The following is a 26,418-nucleotide window of genomic DNA, read 5'->3' as shown; positions in this document are numbered from 1 at the left end:
CCTGCGTCACAGGAACAGCCTGTGCAAGCTCACCGTAGGCATTTGGAGCTGAATACGTAATGAAATAAGGCGCTGCGCCTGTGCCGGCGGATGTCGCCGGCATCCGCTGCAATCAGATGACGCCGGTCGTGCTGGTGTCGTCGCGCTTCAGACGTGGCGGCAGCGGCTGCTCGCCGTGGACCAGAAACCACACATTCTCGGCGATGTTGGTGGCGTGGTCGCCGATGCGCTCCAGATTCTTGGCCATGAACAGCAGATGCGTGCACGGGGTGATATTGCGCGGGTCCTCCATCATGTAGGTCAGCAACTCGCGAAACAGCGCGGTGTATTGCGCATCCAGGCGTGCATCTTCGTCGCGTACGCGGATGGCCGCATCGGCATCCTTGTTGCGGTACGCCTGCACCGCTTCGCGCACGGCATCGGCGGCCATCTGGCCGAGCGCACGCAGGCCCACTGTCTGCGGCAGCGGCGGTGCGGAATTGAGCGCGATCGAGCGCTTGGCGACATTTGCCGCGTAATCGCCGATGCGTTCGATATCGGCCGGAATGCGCAGGCCGGCCAGGATCTCGCGCAGGTCGCGCGCCATCGGGCCACGCAATGCCAGGCGCATCACGTCGTGGCTGATCGCATGCTCCAGCGCGTCGATCGCTTCGTCGTTGACCACGATGCGATGTGCGGCGTTGTCGTCACGACGCTCCACCACATCCAGTGCGGCTTCCAGCTGCGCCACCGCCGTGTCGCCCATGCGCACGATTTCGGCGACAAGACGGTGCTGCTCCTCGTCGTAGCTTTTGACGATATGGTCGTTGAGGTGCTGGTTCATCGTAATCTCGATTCGTGGCGGTGGTGGATGTCCGCCGCTGCCGGCAACATCGCATGCAGCGTGGATGCCGGTCGGGGCAGGGTGTGGCGGGGTCGTTTGACTGCAGCGCTGCGGCGGCCCGCCTTGCATCAACCGAAACGACCGGTGATGTAGTCCTCGGTCTGCTGCTTGGACGGCTGGGAAAAAATCGTTTCGGTGCGGTCGTGTTCAATCAGGTCGCCCAGATACATGAAGGCGGTGTAGTCGGACACGCGCGCGGCCTGCTGCATGTTGTGGGTCACGATGACGATGGTGTATTCGCGCTTGAGCTCTTCCACCAGTTGCTCGATACGGCTGGTGGAAATCGGATCCAGCGCCGAGGTCGGCTCGTCCAGCAGCAACACGTCCGGGCGTAGCGCCACTGCGCGTGCAATGCACAGCCGCTGCTGCTGGCCGCCGGACAGGCCCAGCGCGCTTTGCCCCAGCTTGTCCTTGACCTCGTCCCACAGCGCGCCCTGGCGCAGCGCCTGCTCGACACGGTTCTGCATGTCGGCCTTGGACAGTTTCTCGTGATGGCGGATGCCGTAGGCGACGTTTTCGAAGATCGTCATCGGAAACGGCACCGGCTTCTGGAACACCATGCCGACTTTGCTGCGCAGCCGGTTCATCGGGTACTTCGGCGACAGGATGTTTTCGTTGTCCAGCAGCACTTCGCCGCGCGCTTCCATCTTCGGATACAGCGCATAGATGCGGTTGAAGATGCGCAGCAGGGTCGACTTGCCGCAACCCGACGGCCCGATCAGCGCGGTGACGCGCTTTTCCGGAATCTCGATGTTGATGCCCTTGAGCGCGTGGTATTTGTCGTAATAGAAGTCCAGATTGCGTGCGGCCACTTTCACCGGCGCCTGCGCGGCCGGTGCTCCCTTGGCGGCCGGAACGGCGATGCGATGCATCGGCATGGCGTTTTGGAGATCGTTCATGTCGGGTGTCCGGAGGGAGAGGTCAGTCATTGGAAATCTTGTTGCGCAATAGCAGGGCGCGCGCGCCCAGGCTCACCAGCAGCACGAACATGGTCAGCACCAGCGCGCCGGACCAGGCCAGGGTCTGCCAGGTGTCGTACGGGCTGCCGGCGAACTGATTCATGACCACCGGCACGCTGGCCATCGGCTGGAACACATTGCTGTTCCAGTACTGATTGCCGAAGGCGGTGAACAGCAACGGCGCAGTCTCGCCGCTGATGCGGGCCAGCGCCAGCAGGATGCCGGTGAGGATGCCGGCCGAGGCGGCGCGATACAGCACCTGCACGGTGACCTTCCACTGCGGGATGCCGAGCGACAACGCCGCTTCGCGCATCTGCGCCGGCACCAGGCGCAGCATCTCGTCGGTAGTGCGCACCACGACCGGCAGCACGATGAAGGCCAGCGACAGCGCGCCGGCAAACGCGGAGAAGCGCCCGCCGGTCTGCATCACGTACAGCGTGTAGACGAACAACCCCAGCACGATCGACGGTGCCGACAACAAGATGTCGTTGACGAAGCGCACTACCACCCCGGCCTTGCGTGCATTGCCGTATTCGGCCAGCCAGGTGCCGGCGGCAATGCCCAGTGGCGTGCCGATCGCCAGCGCCAGGCCGCACATCACCGCACTGCCGAAGAAGGCATTGAGCAGGCCGCCTTCCTGCATCGGCGGCGGTGTCATCTTGGTAAACAGGTTGATGTCGATGCCCGGCACGCCCTTGGACAACAAGGTCCACAGGATCCAGGCCAGGAAGAACAGACCGAACAGCGCGGTAACGCACGAGAGCAGCAGTGCGATCGCGTTGGTCACGCGGCGGCGGTTGTACAGCGATTGCGAGACCGAGGACATCAGTTGCCCTCCCGACGCGACAGCTGCATCAGCATGAAGCGCGCAATCGCCAGCACGATGAAGGTCACGATGAACAACACGAAGCCCAGCAGCAGCAATGCCGAGCGATAGGTTTCGGTGGCCTCGCCGAAGTCGTTGGCGATCAACGCGGCGATGGTGGTGCCGGGCTCCAGCAGCGACGGCGACAGCCGCACCGTGTTGCCGACCACGAACGCCACCGCCATGGTTTCGCCCAGCGCACGGCCCAGGCCCAGGAACACGCCGCCGATCACCGCGGAGCGGGTGTAGGGCAGCACGATGTCCCAGCTGACTTCCCATTTGGTGGACCCCAGCGCGTACGCCGATTCCTTCAGGCGCGTCGGCACGGTCAGGAATACTTCGCGCATCACCGAGGAGATGAACGGAATCACCATGATCGCCAGCACGAAGCCGGCGGTCAGCAACCCGATTCCCAACGGCGGGCCCTGGAACAACGGGCCGATCAGCGGCAGCGTGCCCAGGTGATCGTTGAGCCACGGCGTCACGTGCTCGGTCATCACCGGCACCAGCACGAACAGGCCCCACATGCCGTAGATGATCGACGGGATGCCGGCCAGCAGTTCGATGGCGGTGCCGACCGGGCCGCGCAACCAGCGCGGCGCCACCTCGGTGAGGAAAAACGCGATACCGAAACTCACCGGCACCGCGATCACCATCGCAATCAATGCGGTGACCAGGGTGCCGTAGATCGGCGCCAGCGCGCCGTATTTGTTTTCCACCGGATTCCAGTCGGCGGAATAGAAAAAGCTCAGGCCCTGCATCTGCAAGGCATGGCGCCCGCCCCACAGCATCGACAGCGCGGCGCTGCCGAGCGCCAACAGGACGAAGACGACCGTGGCGGCCAGCGCAAGCTTGAACAGGCGATCGGCACGTGCATCGCGCAGGTCGCGGCCGCGCGGGGCGGTCATCGCTTCGGGAATGGCGGTGGCATTCATTGGATTGGACTCGTCACCCGCGCACTGGCGGGAGCGTGAGACAGCAGGAACGGCGAGGCGCCCGCAGGCACCTCACCGCAGCGCAGCCCGCCATGACAGCGGGTGCAGGGCATCACTTGAACTCGCTGGCCCAGTAGGCCTGGATCTGCTTGACCAGTTCCGGCGGCAGCGGCACGTAATGCAGTCCGCTGGCCTGGGCCTGGCCGTTGTCCAGCGCCCACTTGAAGAAGTCCAGCGTCGCCTTGCTGCGCGCCGCATCCTTGGGCTGCTTGTGCATCAGCATGAAGTTGGTCGCGGTGATCGGCCAGGCCTTCTCGCCTGGGGCGTTGGTGATCACCAGGTTGAAATCCTTGGCGTTGGCCCAGTCGGCGCTGGCGGCAGCGGCGGCGAAGCTTTCCGCATTCGGCTCCACCCACTGGCCGGCCGCATTCTGCAGCGAGGCGTACGGCATCTTGTTCTGCAGTGCGTAGGCCAGTTCGACATAACCGATCGAACCCTTGATCTGCTGCACGTAGGAGGCCACGCCTTCATTGCCCTTGCCGCCGACGCCACCCGGCCACTGCACCGAGGTGCCTTCACCGACCTTGCTCTTCCACTCCGGGCTGACCTTGGACAGGTAGTTGGAGAAGTTGAAGGTGGTGCCCGAACCGTCGGAGCGATGCACCAGGTTGATCTTGGTCGCCGGTAGCGTCACGCCCGGATTGGCCGCGACGATCGCCGCGTCGTTCCACATCGTGACCTTGCCCAGGAAGATGTCGCCCAGCAGCGCGCCGGTCAGGCGCAGCTTGCCCGGTGCGATGCCTTCCAGGTTCACCACCGGCACCACGCCGCCGATCGCCGACGGGAACTGGCCCAGGCCGGCCTGCTGCAGTTCGGCGCTGTCCAGCGGCTTGTCGGTCGAACCGAAGTCCACCGTGCCGGCCTTGATCTGCGCGATACCGCCGCCGGAGCCGATCGACTGGTAGTTCACCTTGTTGCCGGTGGCGGCGTTGTAGTCGGCCGACCACTTGGAGACCAGCGGATAAATGAAGGACGCACCGGCGCCGGAGATCTCGGCGCTCTTGCTGTCGCCAGCGGTGGCACCTGCGGCGGTGGCACCCTTGGCGGTGTCGCCGGACTGCGCATCCTTGCCGGGCGAGCAGGCGGCCAGGGCGAGGGCGATGGTGAGAGACAGGGCGGTCAGGCTGGCCGACTGCAGTTTCATGGAAGCTCCGAGGCTGGGTTGGCCGGGGGACCCGGCAGACCACGCTATGAAATGATGTTTTTGTTACACGTGCATGACAGTGCCTTTTGGAGAAGGCATCACAAAAAAGACGCGACCCCTTGGGGGCCGCGTCCCGGTGCCGACGCCGGGGAGAGAGACGGCGTCGTTCCTGTCGCTGTGGCTGGCGTTACTTGGGCAGGTTCTTGGCCCAGTAGCCTTCGATCTGGGTCACCAGGCTGTCCGGCAGCGGCACGTAGTCCAGCTGCTTGGCCTGCGCATCGCCCTTGCTATAGACCCAGCGGAAGAACTCCAGCGTGTTCTTGAGGCCGGCCGGGTTCTTCGGTTTCTTCTGCACCAGGATGAAGTTGGTGGCGGTGATCGGCCAGGCGTTGTCGCCGGAGGCATTGGTCATCACCAGGTAGAAGTCCTTGCTGCTGCCCCAGTCGGCGCTGTTGGCGGCGGCGGCGAAGGTCTCGTCGGACGGCTGTACGAACTTGCCGGCGGCGTTCTTCATCGCGGTGTAGGCCATCTTGTTCTGCAGCGCATACGACAGCTCGACGTAGCCGATGCCGCCCTTGATCTGCTTCACGTACGCGGCCACGCCCTCGTTGCCCTTGCCGCCGATGCCGGTCGGCCACTGCACCGCGGTGCCTTCGCCGACCTTGCCCTTCCAGTCCGGGTTGACCTTGGACAGGTAGTTGGTGAAGTTGAAGCTGGTGCCCGAACCGTCGGAGCGATGCACCACGGTGATCTTGCCGTCGGGCAGCTTCACGCCCGGGTTGAGCGCGGCGATTGCCGGGTCGTTCCAGGTGCTGACCTTGCCCAGGAAGATGTCGCCCAGGGTCTTGCCGTCCAGCTTCAGCGCGCCTGCCGCCACGCCGGGCACGTTGACCACCGGCACCACGCCGCCGATCACCGAGGGGAATTGCGCCAGGCCGGCCGCGGCCAGTTCTTCCGGCTTGAGCGGTGCATCGGACGAGCCGAAATCCACGCTGGCTGCCTTGATCTGGGCAATGCCGCCGCCCGAACCGATCGATTGATAGTTGACCTGCTTCTTGGTGGCCGCGTTGTAGTCTGCCGACCACTTGGACATCACCGGGTAGATGAACGACGCACCGGCGCCGGTGACATCGGCGGCCTGGGCGCACAAGGCCAGCGAGGCGGTGAGCACGCCGACGGCCAGACGGGTCTTCAAAGAGTGGATCACGGAACAGCTCCTGTAGCGAAGGGATGAGGACGTCCCGCGGTCGTGCCATTGCAGGGCAGGGGCATGACCGCGCGGTGTCCGGGAGATGACATGCAGATGACGGCGTTGCGGTGACGCTTTTGCCGGGGCGGGTCAGGATGGTCGCCGCCGTGGCGCGCTCACAGAAAACGCATCACAGCGGCCGGTTCCACCGCGCACTTACCAATAGAACTGCGCACGTGCCTCGATGATCGACGGGTTGTCGTCCACCAAGCCACGCGTGGCGCTGTTGTAACGGGTGCTTTCCACCTTGGCGTAGTCGAGTGCGAGCTTGAAGTTGGAGCGCCAGTACCAGTTGGCACCGACCGTCCATACATCCATCTTGCCGCCCAGCACGCCGTCCACGAACGGCGTGGTGCCGTTGGAGACCAGATGTCCGTCGTTGAGGTCCAAGGTGTCGTAGCGCACCGCCAGCTGCCACATCCCCGAGGCCGGTGCGTTCGGCAGCGGGGTGGTCGGCACGCCGGCCTTGTAGCCCCAGGTCTCGCCGGTGATGTTCCAGACGCCGCTGACGTACCAGCCGTCACTCTTGTAATCGTGGGCGTTGCTGCCGATGCGCTTGGCGTTTTCCTGGAAGAATTCGCTCTGCAGCTTGAACGGGCCGGTGATCCACATCGCCTCGGCTCCGGCCACACCCACGCTGTCCACGTTGGTGATGGCGCCGCTGTCGATCAGGCGCACCGTGGTCAGGTCGGCGTCCGGGCGCGCGCGCAGGCGCAGGGTGTCGTCGTCGGTGTCGTAACCCAGGTAGCTCAGGCCGACGTGCAGCACGTTGCCGCTCTCGTTGATCGGCGCCCAGGTGCCGCGCGCGCCGTAGCCGCTGCCGTGTGCCTGGTTGCGGGTCAGTTCGCGGCCGAATGCACTGGCGGTGATGCTCCAGTTGTTGTCGCCCATGCCGTAGGCCACGCCCAGCCGGCGCGAGATGCCGTAGGTGTTGGTCACTGCTGCCTTGGAGACAAAGTCGTTGTTCTTGGTGCTGGACAGCTCTTCCAGGCTGTTGGGCTGCTTGAACTGGCCGACCTGCAGGTAGTTGTTGGCGTTGCCGGCGAACTTGTACTTGATGTTGTTGTCGAGGAAACGCCCGGTGCTGCGGATAGTGGTGCCGCGGATGGTGACTTCCTTCAGCACGCTGGGGTCGTAACCGGCCACCCATTCGAAATTGCCCGGGCCCTTGCCCTTGAGCACCAGCTCGGCACGCCGGATGCTGAACTCGGAATTGTCGCCGTTGGCACCGATCGGGCCATTGAGGTCCTGCACATCGTTGTGGAACCAGTTGCCATCGGCCTGGACCAGGCCTTCGAGCGACATCTCCGAACCACCGATCACGTCGATGGCGATTTCGGCGTGCGCAGCGGGTGCGGCCAGCGCCAGCAGCAGGGCGGAGCCAAGCAGGGTGGGAGAACGTTTCATGTGTGCCTTGCGACCTGAGAAAGTGAGCGCAGGCTATGGCGTGAAAGTTGCGTTAATGTGACAATTTCAGATCGCGTTGCAATCTGATATTTGTCAGTAAAGACAAAGATTTACGTGCGCTTGTTTTTTGTCAGCGTGTGTCATGAGTCTGAACGGGTCGCGCCTTATGACAGATGTGACAGCGGCGCAATTCGCCGTCTCAGCGCGCCCAGGCTTATTGCGACCTGAACCAACCACATGAAACTGTGGCGTATCAAGCGCCTTGTGCGTCGCACCACTTGCGCAGGCGCGTTCTAAATTGTTAGTTTCGAGGCCATGTTTCCTCGATTCCTCCAGCTGCTGTTGGTCTGCCTGCTCGCGCTCACTGCGTGGTCTGCGGCCGATGCGCATGACCGCATCCACGATGCTCTTGTGGGCGACGGCTTGGCGGTCATGACGGATGCTGGCGAAGAACGTGATGCAGCCGATGAGCTGCAGGGCGACGGGGACGCACAGACCCAGGTCGATTCCCATTCTGCAGATGACATCCCCTTGCTCTCCCAAGCATGGCCGGTGGTCGCACGTTATTTCCCCTCCTGGTACGCGCATTACGCGCCGGCAACTCAAAAACGCGACCTGATCCCGCAACTGCGTCCTCCCAACGCAGTGCGCGCCTGATCCTTCGTTAGTCGCGTCACCCGGTGCAGCGCACCGGCTTCCTTTGACTTGTGCGTCTTTGCACTTCGCGGTTCTCGCCGCGGAGAGCTATCCGTTACCTAGAGGTATCTCCCATGGAAAGTTTGCTAGAAGGTTTTCGTCATTTCCGTAAGGAAGTGTATCCGCGCCAGAGTGCGCGCTTTCAGGAACTGGCCGGTGGCCAGAGTCCGCATACGTTGTTCATCACCTGCGCCGATTCGCGTGTCATGCCGGAGCTGATCTTCTCCGCACAGCCGGGCGAACTGTTCGTCTATCGCAACATCGGCAATGTGGTGCCGCCTTACTCCCAGCATGTCAGCGGCGTGGTTGCGGCAATCGAATACGCCATTGCCGTGTTGGGCGTGCGCCACATCGTGATCTGCGGCCACACCGACTGCGGCGCGATGAAGGCCGTGCTCAAGCCAGAATCGCTGGAGGACGTGCCGTCCGTGGCGGCCTGGCTCAAGCACACCGATGCGGCGCGTCATGTCACTGCCCACCATGGACACGATCCGCACAGCCAGGAGGCACTGAGCTGCATGACCGAAGAAAACGTGGTCTCGCAGCTGGACCATCTGCGTACGCAGCCGGTGGTGGCCGCGCGTCTGGCTGCCGGTACCTTGCGCATCCATGGCTGGATCTACGACATCGCCCACGGCGAGATTCGTGCCTTCGATGCCGAGAAGGGTGGCTTCCGTCCGTTGTTGGCGGACAACACCCCCGAAGCCACCCCACGTCCGCGACTGCAGCAAGTCGTGCGCGCTGAACTCGCCTGAGGGAGCACATCATGAACACATCAGGTATCGGCGGATATTTCCGTCAGGGACTGTTCGGGCGTGACTTGTTGTCGTCGGTCGTAGTCTTTCTGGTCGCGCTCCCGTTGTGCATGGGTATCGCAATCGCTTCCGGCATGCCGCCGGCCACAGGCCTGATCACCGGCATCATCGGTGGACTGGTCGTTGGCTTCCTGGCGGGCTCTCCCTTGCAGGTGAGTGGACCGGCCGCCGGCCTGGCTGTGTTGGTGTTCGAACTGGTCCGCGAGCACGGTATTGCCGCACTCGGTCCGGTGATCCTGCTGGCTGGTGCGATTCAGTTGATCGCCGGTCTATGCCGTGCAGGCGTGTGGTTCCGGATGACGTCGCCGGCCGTGGTGGCCGGCATGTTGTCGGGCATCGGCATCCTGATCGTGGCCTCGCAGGCGCATGTGCTGATGGACGCCGCTCCCAAGGCGCGCGGTCTGGAAAACTTCGCTGCATTGCCGGCCGTGGTGTGGCAGGCGATCACCGAAGGAACCGGCCGTACCGCGTTGTTCGTGGGCCTGGCCACCATCGGCATCATCCTGGCATGGGACAAGCTGCGTCCGCAGCGTTTGCGTTTCCTGCCGGGTGCGTTGATCGCGGTGGTGGTGGTCACGGCGACGGTGCAGTTGCAGGGCCTGAACGTCAACAAGGTCGATGTGCCGACCAATCTGTTCTCGGCGATCAGCATCCCCAGCGTGGCGGACATCTTCGGCGTGTTCAATGCGACGTTGCTGGTGTCGGCGGTGACCTTTGCCTTCATCGCCAGCGCAGAGACCTTGCTGTCGGCGGCGGCGGTGGATCGCATGCATCAGGGCGCGCGTACGCAGTACGACCGTGAGCTGGCGGCGCAGGGGGTAGGCAATATGCTGTGCGGCTTCCTGGGCGCCTTGCCGATGACCGGCGTGATCGTGCGAAGTGCGGCCAACGTGCAGGCCGGCGCGGCCACGCGCATGTCCACGGTGCTGCATGGCGGCTGGTTGCTGGTCTTCGCGATGCTGCTGCCGTGGCTGTTGCGGATGACGCCGGTGGCGTGTCTGGCCGGCATCTTGGTCTATACGGGCGTGAAGATGATCAAGATCGGGCAGGTCAAGGAGCTGGCGACCTATGGTCGTGGCACCGCGGCGATCTACCTGGCGACCACCTTCGCGATCGTGGCGACCGACCTGCTGACCGGTGTGCTGATCGGCTTCGGCCTGTCGTTGCTCCGTCTGGCCCTGCATTCTGCGCGCCTGAAGGTGGACGTGCGCGAGCACGAGCACAAGAAGGACGAGATGCATCTGACCCTGCAGGGCTCGGCGACGTTCCTGAAGGTGCCGGCGATGGCGCGTACGTTGGAAAGCGTGCCGCCGAACACCGCACTGCATCTGGACGTGGCCAGGCTGCATCACGTCGACCATGCCTGCATCGAGTTGCTGCGCGACTGGAGCCGGAATGCGGCCTCGCGCGGCTGCGAGCTGGTGGTGGACTGGAACGAGTTGGATCGACGCGTGGAAGGACAGCCGACGGCGGAAAGCGTGCTGGTCGAACAGCGCGTGGAGCAAGCGAAGGCGGCGTAAACCTGCTGCAAACGCCCGGCCCTTGCGCTAGGCGATCTCTGTCGCGACCGGGTGATGCATGGCGCCGAAAGACGCATCATCCGGTCGCGATTTTTTTTTGGGGCGGGGATTGGGGAATCGGGAATCGGGATTCGCAAAAGCACACGCTGGCTTGTCGGCGTGGTTGCCTGGCGTGGGACGTGCAGGTTGCCTGGTTGTCGTGATGCCTGGTTAGTTTCTTGGAGTTGTCGGCCGTTCGTCAGGCGCGCGGGTCTTGTCGCGGTAGCGGCATAGGTCGTGGATCACGCAGCCTGGGCAATCGGGTTTGCGTGCCTTGCAGACGTAGCGGCCATGCAGGATGAGCCAATGGTGTGCGTCGTGCAGGAATTCGGCCGGAATGACCTTGACCAGTGTGTCCTCGACCGCGCGCACGTCCTTGCCTGCGGCAAGACCGGTGCGGTTGGCGACGCGGAAGATATGCGTGTCCACCGCCATGGTGGGCTCGCCAAACGCGGTGTTGAGCACGACGTTGGCGGTTTTGCGGCCGACGCCGGGTAATGCCTCCAGTGCAGTGCGATCGTGCGGCACCTGGCCGCCGTGTTGCTCCAGCAGGATCCTGCAGGTGGCGATGACGTTCTTGGCCTTGGCGTTGAACAGGCCGATGGTGGCGATGTAGCGCTTCAGGCCTTCTTCGCCCAGATCGAGAATGTCGCGCGGGGTATTGGCCACCGGATACAGCTTGCGGGTGACCTTGTTGACGCCGACATCGGTGGCTTGTGCCGACAGCAGCACCGCGATCAGCAACTCGAACGGCGTGGTGTATTCCAGCTCGGTGGTCGGGTGTGGATTGAGCTCGCGCAGGCGTGCGAACATTTCCTGTATTTCAGGCTTGCGCATGCTGCTGCCGCGCCGTGCCGGCGCGGATGCGTGGATCGCGTTCATGGCTGTGCTCCACCAGCGGCCTTGGCCTTGGCGCGCGCGAGGATGGCGGCAGCCAGCGGCGGTAATGCGGCGGCGGCCGGTTGGCTGGGCGCCGGTGCCGGCGTCCGGCGTGCATCGCGTTCGGCGGCGCGACGTTGCAGGCGCGCGGCGCGTGCACGGTAGCGGTCGCGTGCGGCCCAGGCATCGCGCAGCCGTAGCTGTGTGGCAAGCAATGCCGCGCTCAGCTGCGGGCAGGCCGGATCCAGCAGGTCGTCGCGCGGATCGGGTCGGTACTCCATCAGGCCCAGTGCCAACGCACGATCGAGATCGTCCGCGTGGACGCAGTCGAACAGCTGCAGGGCCAGTGGACGTGGTGCCGGTGTAGGGTCGGACGTCATGGCAGGCCGATCAGCGGTTGAGAAAGTGCGCGGGGCGTTTTTCGAGAAAGGCGCCGGTGCCTTCGCGCATGTCGTCGCTGGCGAAAAGCAGCGCAAATTGCGCGGTTTCCAGCTGCAGGCCTTCTTCGATGGCGCATTCGCCACCGAACACCACCGCATCCAGAATGCCGCGTAGCGCGAGCGGTGCGGCGGCGGCCAGGCGCTGTGCCAGGGCAAGAGTTTCTTCCCGCAGTGCCTCCGGCTCGACCACGCGATTGACCAAACCCAACTGCAACGCGCGTGCGGCATCGATTGGCAGGCCGAGCAGGCACAGTTCCAGCGCCGCCGCTCGCCCGGTCAGACGCAACAGCCGTTGTGTGCCGCCGAAACCGGGGATCAGGCCGAGATTGACCTCCGGCTGCCCCAGCCGTGCGATGGATGCGGCAATGCGCAGATGGCAGGCCATCGCCAGCTCCAGTCCGCCACCGAGCGCAAAGCCGTTGACCATGGCGATCACCGGCTTGGGCATGCGCTCGATCCGGCGCATCAGCTGCTGACCGAGCAGCGAGAACGCGCGGCCCTGCATCGCCGACAGATCGCGCATCTCGGCGATGTCCGCGCCGGCGACAAACGCCTTGGGGCCGGCACCGGTCAGGATCACCACGCGGATATCGTCCGCGTTCGCTGCCTCGGCAAAGGCGTGATCCAGCGCCCGCAGCGTTTCCTGGTTCAAGGCGTTCAGTTTGTCCGGTCGATTGACCGTGATCGTCCGTACACTGGCGTGGTCGGCGATCAGAATGACGTGATTGGACATGGAAATCCTTACGAACGTAAAAAATTAGTAAATGCGGAACTTCCGAAAGCCTTGCTGGTCATAGCTTTCGTGATAAGTAGCGGTTCGCTATCGCGGCCGCTATCCTAGCGCGTCATCTCAGGCGGCAGACCCGTCCTGTGCCACCACCCTGGAGAATTGTTTGATGAAGTTGCGTTCTATCGCGGTCGCTGTGGCGGCCCTGGCCCTGTCGGGCAATGCACTGGCCCAGGACACGACGTCCGAGAAGGGCAAGTTGAGCTATTACTTCGGCTACGACTACGGCAACAACCTCGCCGAGCTCACCGGCCGCGGCGAGCAGCTCGACATCAACTCGGTGGTAAAGGGTCTGCAGGACGCCTATGCCAAGAAGCAGCCGGCGATCACCGCCGACCAGCTGAAGCCGGCTGTCGAAGCGTTCCAGAAGCGTGAGCAGGGCCGTGCCCAGCAGGCCAAGGCCGAGTACGACAAGGCCGCTGCTGCTAACAAGACCAAGAGCGACCAGTTCCTGGCCAAGAACAAGGGCACCGCTGGCGTGCAGACGCTGCCGAGCGGCGTGCAGTACCGCGTGATCGAAGCAGGCAAGGGCGCCAAGCCGACCCAGGCCAGCACCGTGCAGCTGGAAGTGGCCGGTCCGTTCCCGTTCGGCGACCGCGAGAAGGCGCGTCCCGCGCAGCAGATCCCGGCCATCAAGGTCAGCGAAGTCGAAATGCAGGCCATGCGCGACACGCTGCTGCAGATGCCGGCTGGTTCGAAGTGGGAAGTGACCCTGCCGCCGGAGAAAGCCTACGGTGCCGATCCGCGTACCCCGTTCCCGCCGAACGTGGCTGTGCAGTTCGAGATCAAGCTGGTCAGCGTCAAGTAATTGCCTTTGATGTTGCTGCGACAACGCCGGCCACCAGGCCGGCGTTGTCGTTTGGGTTCACCGGATACGCGTGACAGGATGGCGGAACGGCGTGACGATGCGGTGTGGCGGGAGGCAGCGATGAGCGACATCGATTCGAACCGCAGTGGCCTTCCCAGCCCGTGTATCGGTGTATGTTCGCTGGACGCGCAGGCGCACTGTGTCGGCTGCCTGCGCAGCCTGGATGAAATTGCACGTTGGATGAGCATGAGCGACGGCGAACGTCAGGAGTATCTGCACACGGTTCTGCCCGCGCGCGCGTTGGCCGCGCGGCTGCCCGAATGTGCGCAGCTGCAGCGTGCGTTGTATGCGCTGGACACCGCGCCCGACGGGCCTGGCTGGAATCATGCCGAATTGATCGATCTGACCGAAGGCGGCGCGTCAGCCGAGGCCGCGGTGCTGTGCGGCCTGGTGGCGCGCACGCACGGCACCACGGTGCTGCTGACCCGGCGCACCGACAGCCTGCGTCACCATGCCGGGCAGGTCAGTTTTCCCGGTGGACGGGTCGAGCCGTCGGATGCGGATGCGGCCGCTGCGGCCTTGCGCGAGAGTTGCGAAGAAATCGCGCTCGGCGCCGGTCAGGTGCATGCGCTGGGATATCTGGATCCGTTTCTGACCGTGAGCGGCTTTCGCGTCACGCCGGTGGTGGCGGTCATCGACCCGGCGTTCGTGGCGGTGCCGCAGCCGGATGAAGTGGCCGAGGTGTTCGAGGTGCCGTTGGCCTATCTGATGGACCCGGACAATCTGCGCAGCGTGGAGCTGGAGTTTCGCGGCCGGCCACGCCGCGTGCTGGAATACGACTGGCCGGGCCACCGCATCTGGGGTGCCACCGCGGCCATTCTCCTCAATCTTCGTCGTCGTCTGGAGCAGGTTGCATGAGTGCGGAACTCCACTGGACCACGCTGGTCGACAGCGCCACGTTGGCAGCAGCATTGCCGCACCCGCGGTTGCGACTGCTGGACGCGCGCGCTGCGCCACCGACTGCGCCGGACCCGGATGCAGCGCGCAAGGCCTATGCGCAGGGGCATCTGCCAGGCGCGCACTACGCCGATCTCGACGACGATCTGGCCGATCTGTCGCGGCCTGCACGGGGGCGGCATCCGCTGCCGCACAGCGCCGCATTCGCCAGGCGGCTGGGCGAGTGGGGGATCGACCCGGACAGCCAGGTGGTGATCTACGACGCTGCCGACGGCAGCATGGCCGCGGCGCGGGCGTGGTGGATGCTGCGGCTGATGGGGCATCGTCGCGTGGCGGTGCTCGATGGCGGATTGGCCGCCTGGCGCGCTGCGGGGTTGCCCGAAAGCGCCGAGCCGCCTGCAGTGCGCGATGGCGTGGCATATCCAGGCAGCTTTGACAGCGATGCCGTGGTCGAGGCCGAGCAGATTCTGGCGCGGCTGGATCAGGCGCCGGGCTGGTTGCTGGACGCGCGTGCGGGCGAGCGTTTTCGCGGCGAGGCGGAGCCGGTCGATCCGGTGGCCGGGCATGTGCCCGGTGCGGTGAGTCGTCCCCTGGGTGTGAGCCTGCGCAACGGCCATTTCAAGCCGGCAGGGGAGCTGCGTGCGGAGTTGGCTCCGCTGCTGGGCGCGTATCGCCCCGAGCAGGCGGTGGTGATGTGCGGTTCGGGCGTGACCGCGTGTCATCTGCTGCTGGCATTGGAAGTGGCCGGCTTGTCGGGCGCGCGCGTTTACGCCGGGTCCTGGAGCGGTTGGGTGCAGGATTCGACACGTCCGGTCGCGACCAGCCCCTGATTGCAGGCACAATGGCGGCAGGAACGGTGACCTGTGGGGACGCAGGTTCGCTGCGCGGAGCGCAGTTTCTTGCAGTGCTGGGTGACTCATGCGGTTGCAGTTGCAGGTCGGCGCGCTGTGCGTCGCGATGCTGTCGATGGCGGCCTGTTCGGCCGGGTCGACCGCCGACGCTGACGGTGCGCGCATCGCCGGTCGTGAACAGGGCGACCGCCATGCGGTGTATCAAGTTGAACTCGAACGTGTACGCGCCAAGCGCCTGCAGCGCTTGCGTGCGCCCGACGGTTGGCTGAGCTTCACCGGCTCCGGGCGCGTGCGTGCAGGCCGGTACCAGGTGGGTAGCGATCCGCGCAGCGATCTGGTATTGCCGGCCGGCCCTGCGCAACTGGGGCAGCTGACGCTGGGTACCGACGGCCGCGTGCACTTCGAAGCCGCGGTCGCCGCACAGGTGCACTTGAACGGGCAGCGCGTCGAGCGCGTACGCCTGGAGCCGGAGCGCGCAGGGCAGCGCGGTGATCGCCTGGATGTGGAAGGGCGGCAGTTCTATCTGGTGCAGACCGGCAGCCTGTTCGGCTGGCGTTTCCGCGACCCGGCAGCGCCGCTGCTGACCCACTTCGCCGGGCTGGAATATTTTCCGACCGATCCGCACTGGCGCATCCAGGCGCGCTGGCAGGCGTATCCCACGCCGCGTACGACCACATTGCTGACCTCGATCGGTACACCGCTCACCGTCGAGGTGCCGGGCGAGGCGGTGTTTTCGCGCAATGGCCAGGAGTATCGGTTGCAGCCGATCGTCAGCGACGACGGGCAGGGTCTGTTCTTCCTGTTCGCCGATCGCACCAGCGGCAAGGAAAGTTATGGCGGCGCGCGCTATCTCCATACCGCAGCGCCACGTGAGGGCCGGCTCGTGCTCGACTTCAACCTGGCCGAGAATCCACCCTGCGCGTTGACGCCGCACGTGGTCTGCCCGATCGCATCGCCGGAAAATCGCCTGGACCTGGCGGTAAATGCAGGCGAGAAGACCTACCGCGCGGCCGAACGCTGAGCGCTGCACCAGCGAAGACAGCATGCGGTGTCGATGGCGTTGTGCCGCTGCTAGCGCGGCGTATGCGGCCAGCTGACTGCCGCTTCGATCTGCGGCCACGGAAACAGCGGCCCTGGGTCGAGCTTGCGTTGGATCTTGCGCGACGGGTCATCGCTGGCTGCTTCCCGAGTGGTGTCCAGTGCCTGGTGGCCGGCGATGCGGCGTACCGATGGCAGCTGCTGTTGCAGCCATTGCAGCAGCGTGATCAGCGCGCTGATCTGCACCTGCGGATACGGTTCGTTCATGCACTGATGGCGCGAGTCCAGCCAGTGCGGGTAACGGCCGCTGTTGACCAGTTCGATGCCCAGCGTATGCGGGTTGTGGCCGCGCACGTGATGGGCGACGCGCTCCAGCGCGACGTATTGCTGGATGCTGCCGTTGCGGTCGATGTAGTAATGCCCGCTGTTGCCGGTGCCGCTGTCGTAGAGCACGCGTTCGCCGTATTCGCGCGCCATCGCCATGTCGGGCAGTTCGGTGCAATGGATGACCACCATGTCGATCTGCGTGAGCGCGCGTCGCGCCAGCCGCGATTCGTAGGACAGCGGCGCGTAGGTGATCGGTGGCGACGGCAGGACGGCATCGGACATGGGGCGGATGCTAGCATTCGACGATGGCTTTGAATCCCGACAGCCCTTTGGGCCAATTGATGGCAACCCTGCCGCAGACCGGCCAGGTGACCTGGATCGGCGTGCGCCCGGCGCGCGACGTGGACATGATCGAGGTGGACGCGGCGCAGGCCACCACCGGCATCGGCCTGGTCGGCGACCGCTACAAGGGCGGCAGCGGCAAGCGTGGCGTGACCCTGATCCAGGCCGAGCATCTGCCGGTGATCGCGGCGCTGGCTGGTCACGCAGTGATTGCGCCGGCCACCTTGCGCCGCAATCTGGTGGTGTCCGGCATCCCGCTGATCGCCCTGAAAGGGCGTCGCTTCCGCATCGGCGGTGTCGAGCTGGAAGGCACTGACCCCTGCGATCCGTGCTCGCGCATGGAGGATGCGCTGGGGGCGGGCGGCTACAACGCCATGCGCGGCCATGGCGGCTTGTGCGCGCGCATCCTGCGTGGCGGCGTGCTGCGCATCGGCGATACGGTGCAGGCGCTATGAGCCGCGGTCATTGCATCCTGTCGCACGGCTTCGAAAGCGGCCCGGACGCGCTGAAGGTCACCGCCCTGGCCGACGTCGCCGGGCAGCTGGGCTGGACCCACGAGCGCCCGGACTACACCGATCTGGACGCACGCCGCGAGGTCAGTTCGCTCGGCGACGTGCAGGGCCGGCTGCAACGCCTGCTGCAGATCGCGCGTGCGGCGGCCGACAAGGGCCCGCTGGTGCTGGTCGGTTCCAGCCTGGGCTCGTACATCGCCGCGCAGGTGTCGTTGCAGGTGCCCACGCGCGGGTTGTTCCTGATGGTGCCGCCGACCAGGATGGGGCCGTTGCCGGCACTGGATGCGGCGCGCGTGCCGATTTCCATCGTGCATGCCTGGCGCGATGAATTGATTCCGGCCAGCGAGGTGATCGCCTGGGCGCAGGCGCGGCATGCGCGCTTGTTGCTGGTCGACGACGAACACCGGCTGGCATCGCATGTGGATGCGTCGGCACGCGCCTTCGCCGAACTGTTGCAGAGCCTGTGATGCGCAATGGTCTGAAGACGTGCGGGCTGCGGGGCCTGCGATGAACGTGCTGACTCGCGAAGCCAGCGATGGCGATGCCGTAGCGATCGAACTGCTGACGATGGTCGCGTTCATGCGCGACGAACATAGCCGCCACGACGAGCAGCACGTGATCGCCGCCTTGCGCGACGACGGCGCGCTGGCGCTGTCGCTGGTGGCCGACCACGACGGCTATGTGGTCGGCCACCTGGCGGTATCGCCGGTGTCGCTGTCGGACGATTCGCCCGGCTGGTACGCGTTGGGGCCGCTGGCGATCGGGCCGGGGCATCAGCGCCAGGGACTGGGCACGCGCCTGGTGCAGGCGGCGTTGGCCAGTTTGCGCCAGCGTGGCGCTGCCGGTTGTCTGGCATTGGGCGAGCCGGCGTTCTTCAGGCGTCTGGGTTTTGCGGTGGAGCCGGGGTTGGTGTTGCCCGGCGTCCCGGCATCCGAGCTGCAGGCGCTGGCGTTCGGCGACCGTCTGCTGCCGCTGGCCGATGTTGCCTATCACCCGGCCTTCGGACTGGGTTGAGTCCAGCTGCTGGCGACCAGTTGGCGTGATCCACGCCGGGCCTTGCGTGCGGAGGGACAGCTCTTGCTCCGTCTCGGGAACGCATGGACACCGGATCCTGGCGGTTGCGTGTCGGCGAGCGCTCGCCGCGTTTTTCCAGGGCGCCTGGAAATCAGCGGGGTGGCGGCCTTCAGGAGCTTGAACATATCTGTGAAGGCTGCTGCTTGCCATGCTGTGCTTGAACGCGACCAGGCCGGTAATTTGGCTTGCGTCGCAGGCTGACCTACACTTCGCCGCATTGCCCACGGTCTGAGGATTGGTCCAATGCGCCATTGATGCCGCCGTCGTGATGACGGCCTTGACCCGTTGCTGGTCCGCTTGGATCGGCGCGTGTGCTGGCATGCAATGGAGACCGGTATGACCTGTCCGTCGTTGACGCTGGAAAGCGTTGCGTATGTGCTGCCCGATGGCAGCTCGCTATTTTCCGATCTGACCATCCACATCGACCAACGCGCCACGGGCCTGGTCGGGCGCAATGGCGTGGGCAAGAGCGTGCTTGCGCGCCTGCTGGCCGGCGAGGTGCTGCCCAGCGCAGGGCGTTGCGTGCGCAACGGCAGCGTGCATTACCTGCCGCAGCGCGTGCGCGTGGCGCCGGGACAGAGCATTGCCGAACTGGCCGGTGTTGCGCCGCTGCTGGATGCGCTGGACCGTATCGCCGCCGGCAGCGTTGCGCCCGCCGATTTTGAACTGGTCGGCGAGCGCTGGACCGCCCATGCGCAATTTGCCGCAGAACTCGAACGGCAAGGCCTGGGTGGGCGCGACCCGCGTGCACCGGCCGCGCAGCTCAGCGGCGGCGAAGCGACGCGCGTGGCACTGGCCGGTGCGTTTCTGACCCGGCCGGACCTGTTGATTCTGGACGAGCCCAGCAATCACCTGGATGGCCCGCAACGGCAGCGGCTGATGGATCAGCTGCTGGCGTGGAGCGGTGGCTTGCTGGTGATCAGCCACGACCGCGACCTGCTCGATGCGATGCAGCGCATTGTCGAATTGTCCGCGCAGGGGCTGCGCAGCTACGGCGGCAATTACACGTTCTATGCACAGCAGCGCGCCATCGAACAGCAGGCAGCCAGCGAATTGCTGGCCCAGCGCAAACAGGCGCGTGCACGCGGTGAGCAGGCGCTGCGCGAACAGCAGCAGCGTCAACAGCAACGCCAGGCACGCGGCGCGCGTGCCGCAGGGCAGGCAAACCAGGCCGCGATCCTGCTCGGCGCGCAGAAGCAGCGCAGCGAGGTCAGCGCGGGGCGGCTGCAACAGCACCGCCAAGCCGAACAGGCGCGGTTGAGCGAGGCGGTGGTGCAGGCCGCAGCGCTGGCGCAGGACGACCCCACGATCGCACTCCTGGCGCCGACATCGCCCGCCGGCGCATCGCGGCAGCTGGCCACGCTGCAGCAGGTGGAGCTGGCCGACGGACGGCTGGGCGGGCGGCAGGTGGATCTGCTGCTGCATGGGCAGCCGCGGATCGGCCTGGTCGGCCCCAACGGCAGCGGCAAGTCGTCGTTGCTGCAGCTGCTGGCCGGGCGCCTGCAACCCAGCGCGGGGCAATGCCAGGTGCACGTGCCGGCGGCGTATCTGGATCAGCACCTGGGGCTGCTGGATCCGGCGCGCTCGGCCGCTGCGCAGCTGCAGGATGCAGATCCGGACGCGCCAGCCCACGCACAGCGGCTACGCCTGGCGCTGCTGGGGTTGGACCAGCAGCGTGCCGACCTGCCCACCGGCCAGCTCAGCGGCGGCCAACGGCTCAAGGCGGCACTGGCGTGTGCGCTGTACCGGGCGCAGCCGGCGCAACTGCTGTTGCTGGACGAGCCGACCAACCACCTGGACCTGGCCGCGGTGGAAGCGATCGAGGCGCTGCTGCGCAGCTACCAGGGGGCGCTGATCGTCGCCTCGCACGATGCCGCCTTCCTGCAGCGGCTGGGCCTGCAGCAGCGCCTGGAGACTGCGCAGCCGCAGTGGCGGCTGGCGCCGTGGTGAACCGCGCAGCGGGCGATCCGGCCGGCGGGCTGGTAAAGCCGGCTCCGATGGCCGACCATTTGCGCCCCGCCCGCGGCGGCCACGGCTTTGCCCTCCCGGGCGCCGGCCCAGCGTCCTGCTCCCACGCTCGCCCCCACGGCCAGCGTCTCCATCGATACCTGCCTACGTGAAATTCTTCGCATCCTGTGCCAAGGGCCTGGAATACCTGCTTGCCGACGAGCTGCTGTCGCTCGGTGCCAGCAAGGCCACCGCCACCATCTCCGGCGTCAACGTCGAAGGCGACCTGCGCGACGCGCAGCGCGCCGTGCTGTGGTCGCGCCTGGCCAGCCGCGTGTTGTGGCCGCTGAGCGAGTTCGATTGCCCGGATGAGGATGCGCTGTATGCCGGCGTGGCCGAATTGCCGTGGGACGAGCACTTGTCCGTCGGCCACACGCTGTCGGTGGACGCGCATGTCTCCGGTACCGCGATCACGCACGCCCGTTACGCGGCGCAGCGGATCAAGGACGCGGTGGTCGACACCATGCGCCGGCAGGGCCTGGAACGTCCGTCGGTGGATGTGGACAGCCCGGATCTGCGTCTGAACCTGTCGCTGCGCAAGGGCCGCGCCACCATTTCGGTGGATCTGGGCGGCGGCCCGCTGCACCGGCGCGGTTGGCGCATGGCGCAGAACGATGCGCCGCTCAAGGAGAATCTGGCCGCGGCGGTGTTGCTGCGCGCCGGTTGGCCGCGCGCCTACGCCGATGGCGGCGGCCTGCTGGATCCGATGTGCGGCAGCGGCACCTTGCTGATCGAAGGCGCGCTGATGGCCGCCGACGTGGCGCCCGGCCTGCAGCGCTATGGCAGCGATCTCCCCAGCCGCTGGCGCGGCTTCGACCGCGAGGGCTGGCAGCAACTGGTGGGCGAAGCACGCGAGCGCGATAGTCTTGGCCGCGCCGCGCTCCGGCAGGTGATCCACGGCAGCGACATGGACCCGCATGCGATCCGCGCCGCGAAAGAAAATGCGCAAGTGGCTGGCGTGGCCGAGGCGATCTGGTTCGGCGTGCGCGAGGTGGGCGACCTGCAGACCCCGCCGCAGGCCACCGGCGTGGTGGTGTGCAATCCGCCCTACGACGAACGTCTGGCCGCCGATGTGGCGCTGTATCGCCGCCTGGGCGATACCCTGCAGCGCGCGGTGCCGCAATGGCGGGCCAGCCTGCTGTGCGGCAACGCCGAGCTGGCGTATGCCACCGGCCTGCGCGCGGGCAAGAAATACCAGCTGTTCAATGGCGCGATCGAGTGCGCGTTGATCGTCTGCGACCCGATCGCGGTGCCGCGGCGCACCCCGCTGGCGGCGCCGACCGCGCTCAGCGAAGGCGCGCAGATGGTCGCCAACCGCCTGCGCAAGAACCTGCAGAAGTTCAAGAAGTGGCGCGCACGCGAAGGCATCGAATGCTTCCGCGCCTACGATGCCGATCTGCCGGAATACTCCGCCGCCATCGACGTGTACCAGCAAGCCGATGGCGATCGCCGCGTGTTTCTGCATGTGCAGGAATACGCGGCGCCGGCGACGATTCCGGAAGCCGACGTGCGCCGCCGTCTAGGCGAACTGCTGGCCGCCGCACGCGAGGTGTTCGAGGTGCCGGGCGAACGCGTGGCGCTCAAATCGCGCGAGCGCGGCAAGGGCGGTAGCAAGTACGGCCGCTTCGAGCAGCGCAACGAGTTCATCAACGTGCGCGAGCATGGCGCGCTGCTGCGGGTGAATCTGTTCGATTACCTGGACACCGGCCTGTTCCTGGATCATCGCCCGTTGCGCGGCACCATGGCCACGCAATCGAAGGGGCGGCGCTTCCTCAACCTGTTCTGCTACACCGGCGTAGCCAGCGTGGAAGCGGCGGTGGCCGGCGCGAGCTCGACCACCAGCGTGGACCTGTCCGGTACCTATCTGCAGTGGTGCGCCGACAACCTGGCCCTGAACGGCCAGGCCGGCAGCAAGCACAAGCTGGTACAGGCCGACGCGTTGGCCTGGCTGGAAGCCGAGCGCGCGCATTTCGACGTGATCTTCTGCGACCCGCCGACCTTCTCCAACTCCGCACGCGCCGAAGACTTCGACATCCAGCGCGAGCACGTGCGGCTGTTGCGCGCGGCAGTGGCGCGCCTGGCGCCGGGTGGGGTGCTGTATTTCTCCAACAACTTCCGCCGCTTCAAGCTGGACGAGGAACTGGTGGCCGAGTTTGCGCAGTGCGAGGAAATCAGCCCGCGCACCATCGACCCGGATTTCGAGCGGCATGCGCGCATCCATCGCGCCTGGCGGTTGACCGCCTGAGGAAGTGGCCCGGTCGTGTCTGACCGGGCAGTGCGCGCAGGGCGCGTGGGATCGCCGCATTCGTGCGGCTGCCGCGCGCCGTGTCACCGGTGGCGCCCGATCGCGCAGGCGCAGGCGCGGCCGCACAGGCGAGGGCAGGGCGGCCAGCCAACAAGCCCACCACAGCGCTGCGGTATGCTGATTCGCATGCTCTGGAGTCAACGATGACCGCACCACCCCGGATTGCCTTTCTCGCCAGTCACGCCGAGCCGGCGGTGACCGCGCGCGCGCGTCTTGTGCAGCGCTATGGCGATCATGCGCTGGACAGCGCCGACATCGTCTGCGCCCTGGGCGGGGACGGCTTCATGCTGCAGACCCTGCACCGGCACGGCGCTGCCAGCAAGCCGGTATTCGGCATGAAGCTGGGCTCGGTCGGGTTCTTGATGAACCAGTACCGCGACGACGAGGACGACCTGCTCGCGCGTCTGCAACGTGCCGAACCGGCGCACCTGCGCCCGCTGGAAATGCAGGTGCAGACCGAGTCCGGTGCTAGCACGGTGTCGCTGGCCTACAACGAGGTCTCGCTGCTGCGCCAGACCCGCCAGGCCGCGCACCTGAGCGTGGATCTCAATGGCCAGACCCGCATCGCCGAGCTGATCGGCGACGGTGTCATGGTCGCCACGCCAGCCGGCAGCACCGCCTACAACTATTCCGCGCACGGGCCGATCCTGCCGCTGGGCTCGCACACCCTAGCGCTGACGCCGATCGCCCCGTATCGCCCGCGCCGCTGGCGTGGCGCCATCCTCAAGGCCGATACCGAAGTGTGCTTCCGCGTGCTGGACCCGTACAAGCGCCCGGTCAGCGTCACCGCCGACTCGCACGAGATCCGCGACGTGGTCGAAGTGACCATCCGCGAATCCACCCAGCGCCAGGTGACGCTGCTGTTCGATCCCGAACACAATCTGGAAGAACGCATCTTCAGCGAACAGTTTGCGGTTTGAGGAGCGGGGATTGGGGAGTGGGATTCGGGATTGGCAACGGCAGCAGCGCGACGTGCAGCCGAGCCTGTGCGTGCCCAAGGTACGATGCAGTGCAAGTAACCATCTCAAATCCCAGAACATTCGTTGTTGCTCTAACCCATTCCCCAATCCCGATTCCCCATTCCCGGCACCCCAATGGCTGATAATTCCCCAAGACTCCTGACCGTCGCAGTGACCTCGCGCGCGCTGTTCGATCTCGAAGAAGGCCATGCGCTGTTCGAGGCCGATGGCGTGGAGGCGTATTCGGCGTTTCAGCGCGAGCATGAGGACGACATCCTGGAGCCGGGCGTGGCCTTTCCGGTGGTGCGCAAGCTGCTGGCGCTCAACCACGATGTGCCCGAAGAAACCCCGCGTGTGGAAGTGATCCTGCTGTCGCGCAACTCCGCCGACACCGGGCTGCGCATCTTCAATTCGATCCAGCACTACAACCTGGGCATCGTGCGTGCGACCTTCACCTCGGGTCAGCCGACCTGGCCGTACGTGAAGCCGTTCGGCACCGACCTGTTCCTGTCGGCCAACCCGGAGTCGGTACGGCGTGCGCTCACCCATGGCATTGCGGCGGCGACCATCATGCCGCGCGCGCCGGGCGAACGCGCCGAAGCCGCCGCGGCGATCGTGGACAACGACGAAAGCCGCCTGTCGACGCAGCTGCGCATCGCCTTCGACGGCGATGCGGTGATCTTCGGCGACGAGAGCGAACGCATCTCGCGCGAGCAGGGCGTAGAGGCATTCGGGCGCCACGAGCGCGAACGTGCGCGCGAGCCGTTGTCGGTCGGGCCGTTCCGCAATTTCCTGTCGGCGCTGCATGCGCTGCAGGCGGCATTCCCGCCGGGCGAGGCCTCGCCGATCCGCACCGCGCTGGTCACCGCGCGCTCGGCGCCGGCGCACGAGCGGGTGATCCGCACCCTGCGCGAATGGGGCGTGCGTCTGGACGAGGCGCTGTTCCTCGGTGGGCGGCACAAGGGGCCGTTCCTGGAGGCGTTTGGCGCGGACATCTTCTTCGACGATTCGCAGCACAACATCGACAGTGCGCGCCAGCACCAGCACGTGGCGGCCGGCCACGTACCGCATGGCGTGGCCAACGATCCGCCGGGCAGGTGAGCGAGGCATCGAAGCCTACTGGACGCGCCGCGCTGCGCTCCAGCTGGCGCCAGCTGGAGCTGTACTTCGCCGACGACACCGTGCAGACCCGCATGTCGCGCTGGGCGCCGTACCGGCTGATGCTGCCGTATACGCGCGGCATGCTGGCGGCGCTATGGCTGCAGCCGCGGCCCGAACGCATCGGCCTGATCGGCTTCGGCGGCGGCGCGCAGGCCAAGTTCTGCCACCGGTATCTGCGCAGCACGCGCATCGAGGCGGTGGATGCCGATGCGCAGGTGCTGGCGTTGCGCGATGCGTTTGGCGTGCCGCGCGACGATGCACGGCTTGAGGTTACGCATGGCGACGGTGCGCAATGGATCGGTACGCGTGCCGGGCGCTACGACTTGTTGCTGCTGGATGCCTACGATGCCGATGGCATCCCACCGGCGTTGTGCACGCCCGAGTTCTACGCCGCTTGCCGCGCTGCGCTGACGCCAGGCGGTGTGCTGGCGCTGAACCTGTTCCAGGTGCCGCTGGCCGGGCATCTGGCCGCGCTGCGCGAGGTATTCGATGGGCGGGTGCTGCTGCTGCCCGAGCCGGATCCGCGCAACCAGCTGCTATACGCCTGGAACGGCAAACGCACGCCAGGCACTGCGGAGCAGGCGCTGGCGACGTTGCCGTGGCCGGCGCGTCGGCAACTGCGGCCGTCGATGCTGCGGCTGCAGGCAGCGTGGATGGAGCGGGCCTGGCGGTTTTCGTAAGCCGCTGTCGGGCGCGCGGCGTCAGCCTGCGCAAGAGAAAATCCCAATATCGCTCGCAAGCGCGCGCTTATGGGAGCAGCGGAGTTTCCGCATCTGCCAGCGGCAGCTGGATATCGGTCAGCCGCCAGCGCAGCCCTTGCCGGGTCAGCACGAATACCACCGGCGCTCCGGTCGCGGTGCGGGTGGTGGCGGTGAAGCGGCGGGTGGATTCGAAGCGCTGCTCGGCGCCTTGCAGCGGACGCGCCGGCGCCGGCGCCGCATAGGTGTCCGGGCTGACGGTGTCGCCGGTGACGCGATTCCACACGCTATGGCCTTGCAGCAGCGCGCCGATGCCCAGCGGCGTCACCAGCGTGTCCACGCCGGCACCGCTGATACCGCTGGCGAGCTGCAGGGCGAACCCGCCGAGCAGGCTCGATTGCATGCGGCTGCCGGCCTGGCGAACCAGGTAATCGTCCAGCTGCGCCTTGAGGTTGACCCGCAGGCTGGGGAAATCCACATGGCGTTCCAGCTGCGCCGCGTCGCGATTGGCGACTGCCTGGCTGATGCCGCGAATGGCCAGGTACGGGCCTGCAACCACATAGCTGACAAGCAGCAGCACGGCCAGTACGGGCAACAGCAACCAGCGCTTGTTCATGGTGTGCAGTTCATCGCGGTGGTTGGCGCAAGACGCAGCGATGCACAGTGCCGCGCAGCGAGAGATCGCTTCGGTGTGCCGACCG

General features: G+C 66.2%; 28 protein-coding genes. 16 read left to right on the top strand and 12 right to left on the bottom strand.

Going from position 1 to position 26,418, the window contains the following annotated elements; translation table 11 throughout:
- Window positions 1–112: 112 nt before the first annotated feature.
- From phoU to XarjCFBP7645_RS13925, 7 genes are all read right to left on the bottom strand, one after another.
- Window positions 113–823, bottom strand: coding sequence for a phosphate signaling complex protein PhoU (gene phoU / locus XarjCFBP7645_RS13955; RefSeq protein WP_005994733.1), 711 nt, complete (start codon window positions 821–823; stop codon window positions 113–115).
- A gap of 128 nt (window positions 824–951) precedes the next feature.
- Window positions 952–1,782, bottom strand: coding sequence for a phosphate ABC transporter ATP-binding protein PstB (pstB, locus tag XarjCFBP7645_RS13950; RefSeq protein WP_016902480.1), 831 nt, complete (start codon window positions 1,780–1,782; stop codon window positions 952–954).
- Window positions 1,783–1,804: 22 nt separating this feature from the next.
- Entirely contained in the window at window positions 1,805–2,668 is an 864-nt protein-coding gene (gene pstA / locus XarjCFBP7645_RS13945) for a phosphate ABC transporter permease PstA (protein ID WP_104538011.1), read from the bottom strand.
- Window positions 2,668–3,642 carry a phosphate ABC transporter permease subunit PstC gene (gene pstC / locus XarjCFBP7645_RS13940; RefSeq protein WP_006450306.1) on the bottom strand — a complete coding sequence of 325 codons (975 nt, stop codon included), beginning with the start codon at window positions 3,640–3,642 and terminating at the stop codon, window positions 2,668–2,670. The genes pstA and pstC overlap by 1 nt, the downstream gene beginning before the upstream one ends.
- A gap of 112 nt (window positions 3,643–3,754) precedes the next feature.
- The gene (gene pstS, locus XarjCFBP7645_RS13935) at window positions 3,755–4,846 is read right to left on the bottom strand and encodes a phosphate ABC transporter substrate-binding protein PstS (protein WP_104538010.1); all 1,092 of its coding nucleotides are present in this window, start codon (window positions 4,844–4,846) and stop codon (window positions 3,755–3,757) included.
- Between the two features lie 187 nt (window positions 4,847–5,033).
- On the bottom strand, window positions 5,034–6,053 hold the full coding sequence (gene pstS, locus XarjCFBP7645_RS13930) for a phosphate ABC transporter substrate-binding protein PstS (RefSeq protein ID WP_181126344.1): 1,020 nt from the start codon (window positions 6,051–6,053) through the stop codon (window positions 5,034–5,036).
- Between the two features lie 198 nt (window positions 6,054–6,251).
- A complete protein-coding gene (locus tag XarjCFBP7645_RS13925; RefSeq protein WP_104538008.1) occupies window positions 6,252–7,502 on the bottom strand; it encodes an OprO/OprP family phosphate-selective porin in 1,251 nt (416 codons plus the stop codon).
- Between the two features lie 336 nt (window positions 7,503–7,838).
- Here XarjCFBP7645_RS13925 and XarjCFBP7645_RS13920 point away from each other — a divergent pair, with 336 nt between their 5' ends.
- From XarjCFBP7645_RS13920 to XarjCFBP7645_RS13910, 3 genes are all read left to right on the top strand, one after another.
- On the top strand, window positions 7,839–8,159 hold the full coding sequence (locus XarjCFBP7645_RS13920; RefSeq protein ID WP_181126396.1) for a hypothetical protein: 321 nt from the start codon (window positions 7,839–7,841) through the stop codon (window positions 8,157–8,159).
- Window positions 8,160–8,272: 113 nt separating this feature from the next.
- On the top strand, window positions 8,273–8,953 hold the full coding sequence (locus XarjCFBP7645_RS13915; protein ID WP_016902474.1) for a carbonic anhydrase: 681 nt from the start codon (window positions 8,273–8,275) through the stop codon (window positions 8,951–8,953).
- An 11-nt stretch (window positions 8,954–8,964) separates the two neighbouring features.
- Window positions 8,965–10,533, top strand: coding sequence for a SulP family inorganic anion transporter (locus XarjCFBP7645_RS13910; RefSeq protein WP_104538006.1), 1,569 nt, complete (start codon window positions 8,965–8,967; stop codon window positions 10,531–10,533).
- Window positions 10,534–10,743: 210 nt separating this feature from the next.
- Here XarjCFBP7645_RS13910 and nth read toward each other — a convergent pair whose 3' ends face one another.
- The 3 genes from nth to XarjCFBP7645_RS13895 are packed head-to-tail and all read right to left on the bottom strand — an operon-like array spanning window position 10,744 to window position 12,624.
- Window positions 10,744–11,454 carry an endonuclease III gene (nth, locus tag XarjCFBP7645_RS13905; protein ID WP_104538005.1) on the bottom strand — a complete coding sequence of 237 codons (711 nt, stop codon included), beginning with the start codon at window positions 11,452–11,454 and terminating at the stop codon, window positions 10,744–10,746.
- Window positions 11,451–11,831, bottom strand: coding sequence for a hypothetical protein (locus tag XarjCFBP7645_RS13900; RefSeq protein WP_104538004.1), 381 nt, complete (start codon window positions 11,829–11,831; stop codon window positions 11,451–11,453). Before XarjCFBP7645_RS13900 ends, nth begins: the two co-directional genes overlap by 4 nt.
- 10 nt (window positions 11,832–11,841) lie before the next feature.
- On the bottom strand, window positions 11,842–12,624 hold the full coding sequence (locus XarjCFBP7645_RS13895; protein ID WP_104538003.1) for an enoyl-CoA hydratase-related protein: 783 nt from the start codon (window positions 12,622–12,624) through the stop codon (window positions 11,842–11,844).
- Window positions 12,625–12,787: 163 nt separating this feature from the next.
- On the opposite strand from XarjCFBP7645_RS13895, the gene XarjCFBP7645_RS13890 reads away from it, so the two are divergent.
- From XarjCFBP7645_RS13890 to XarjCFBP7645_RS13875, 4 genes are all read left to right on the top strand, one after another.
- A complete protein-coding gene (locus XarjCFBP7645_RS13890; RefSeq protein ID WP_104538002.1) occupies window positions 12,788–13,486 on the top strand; it encodes an FKBP-type peptidyl-prolyl cis-trans isomerase N-terminal domain-containing protein in 699 nt (232 codons plus the stop codon).
- A 120-nt stretch (window positions 13,487–13,606) separates the two neighbouring features.
- Window positions 13,607–14,404 carry a CoA pyrophosphatase gene (locus tag XarjCFBP7645_RS13885; protein ID WP_104538001.1) on the top strand — a complete coding sequence of 266 codons (798 nt, stop codon included), beginning with the start codon at window positions 13,607–13,609 and terminating at the stop codon, window positions 14,402–14,404.
- On the top strand, window positions 14,401–15,273 hold the full coding sequence (locus tag XarjCFBP7645_RS13880; RefSeq protein ID WP_104538000.1) for a sulfurtransferase: 873 nt from the start codon (window positions 14,401–14,403) through the stop codon (window positions 15,271–15,273). Before XarjCFBP7645_RS13885 ends, XarjCFBP7645_RS13880 begins: the two co-directional genes overlap by 4 nt.
- Window positions 15,274–15,361: 88 nt before the next feature.
- The gene (locus tag XarjCFBP7645_RS13875; protein ID WP_104537999.1) at window positions 15,362–16,315 is read left to right on the top strand and encodes a DUF1684 domain-containing protein; all 954 of its coding nucleotides are present in this window, start codon (window positions 15,362–15,364) and stop codon (window positions 16,313–16,315) included.
- A 50-nt stretch (window positions 16,316–16,365) separates the two neighbouring features.
- Here the strand turns inward: XarjCFBP7645_RS13875 and XarjCFBP7645_RS13870 are convergent, their stop codons facing one another.
- The gene (locus tag XarjCFBP7645_RS13870) at window positions 16,366–16,941 is read right to left on the bottom strand and encodes an N-acetylmuramoyl-L-alanine amidase (RefSeq protein WP_104537998.1); all 576 of its coding nucleotides are present in this window, start codon (window positions 16,939–16,941) and stop codon (window positions 16,366–16,368) included.
- 23 nt (window positions 16,942–16,964) lie between these two features.
- Here XarjCFBP7645_RS13870 and XarjCFBP7645_RS13865 point away from each other — a divergent pair, with 23 nt between their 5' ends.
- The 9 genes from XarjCFBP7645_RS13865 (at window position 16,965) to XarjCFBP7645_RS13825 (ending at window position 25,699) form a co-directional block, all read left to right on the top strand.
- Window positions 16,965–17,456, top strand: coding sequence for an MOSC domain-containing protein (locus tag XarjCFBP7645_RS13865; protein WP_104537997.1), 492 nt, complete (start codon window positions 16,965–16,967; stop codon window positions 17,454–17,456).
- Window positions 17,453–17,980 (top strand): YqiA/YcfP family alpha/beta fold hydrolase, encoded by a 528-nt coding sequence (locus XarjCFBP7645_RS13860; RefSeq protein ID WP_104537996.1) that lies wholly within the window; start codon window positions 17,453–17,455, stop codon window positions 17,978–17,980. Before XarjCFBP7645_RS13865 ends, XarjCFBP7645_RS13860 begins: the two co-directional genes overlap by 4 nt.
- A 40-nt stretch (window positions 17,981–18,020) precedes the next feature.
- Window positions 18,021–18,527 carry a GNAT family N-acetyltransferase gene (locus XarjCFBP7645_RS13855; RefSeq protein WP_104537995.1) on the top strand — a complete coding sequence of 169 codons (507 nt, stop codon included), beginning with the start codon at window positions 18,021–18,023 and terminating at the stop codon, window positions 18,525–18,527.
- A 396-nt stretch (window positions 18,528–18,923) separates the two neighbouring features.
- A complete protein-coding gene (locus XarjCFBP7645_RS13850; RefSeq protein WP_104538799.1) occupies window positions 18,924–20,537 on the top strand; it encodes an ABC-F family ATP-binding cassette domain-containing protein in 1,614 nt (537 codons plus the stop codon).
- Window positions 20,516–20,707 carry a hypothetical protein gene (locus XarjCFBP7645_RS13845; RefSeq protein WP_080689560.1) on the top strand — a complete coding sequence of 64 codons (192 nt, stop codon included), beginning with the start codon at window positions 20,516–20,518 and terminating at the stop codon, window positions 20,705–20,707. Before XarjCFBP7645_RS13850 ends, XarjCFBP7645_RS13845 begins: the two co-directional genes overlap by 22 nt.
- Window positions 20,704–22,839 (top strand): bifunctional 23S rRNA (guanine(2069)-N(7))-methyltransferase RlmK/23S rRNA (guanine(2445)-N(2))-methyltransferase RlmL, encoded by a 2,136-nt coding sequence (rlmKL, locus tag XarjCFBP7645_RS13840; protein ID WP_104537994.1) that lies wholly within the window; start codon window positions 20,704–20,706, stop codon window positions 22,837–22,839. Before XarjCFBP7645_RS13845 ends, rlmKL begins: the two co-directional genes overlap by 4 nt.
- A gap of 203 nt (window positions 22,840–23,042) precedes the next feature.
- A complete protein-coding gene (locus tag XarjCFBP7645_RS13835; RefSeq protein WP_047125593.1) occupies window positions 23,043–23,819 on the top strand; it encodes an NAD kinase in 777 nt (258 codons plus the stop codon).
- Between the two features lie 174 nt (window positions 23,820–23,993).
- A complete protein-coding gene (locus XarjCFBP7645_RS13830; RefSeq protein ID WP_054592274.1) occupies window positions 23,994–24,959 on the top strand; it encodes a 5'-nucleotidase in 966 nt (321 codons plus the stop codon).
- Window positions 24,956–25,699, top strand: coding sequence for a transferase (locus tag XarjCFBP7645_RS13825; RefSeq protein WP_104537993.1), 744 nt, complete (start codon window positions 24,956–24,958; stop codon window positions 25,697–25,699). Before XarjCFBP7645_RS13830 ends, XarjCFBP7645_RS13825 begins: the two co-directional genes overlap by 4 nt.
- Window positions 25,700–25,766: 67 nt before the next feature.
- Here XarjCFBP7645_RS13825 and XarjCFBP7645_RS13820 read toward each other — a convergent pair whose 3' ends face one another.
- Window positions 25,767–26,333 carry a DUF2939 domain-containing protein gene (locus XarjCFBP7645_RS13820; RefSeq protein ID WP_104537992.1) on the bottom strand — a complete coding sequence of 189 codons (567 nt, stop codon included), beginning with the start codon at window positions 26,331–26,333 and terminating at the stop codon, window positions 25,767–25,769.
- Between the last annotated feature and the right edge of the window lie 85 nt (window positions 26,334–26,418).

Origin of the sequence: Xanthomonas arboricola (assembly GCF_002940665.1) — a bacterium.
GTDB classification, from domain to species: Bacteria; Pseudomonadota; Gammaproteobacteria; order Xanthomonadales; family Xanthomonadaceae; genus Xanthomonas; species Xanthomonas arboricola_B.
The sequence above is the reverse complement of the archived record's forward strand: the minus strand, read 5'-3'. Positions and strand labels throughout refer to the sequence as shown.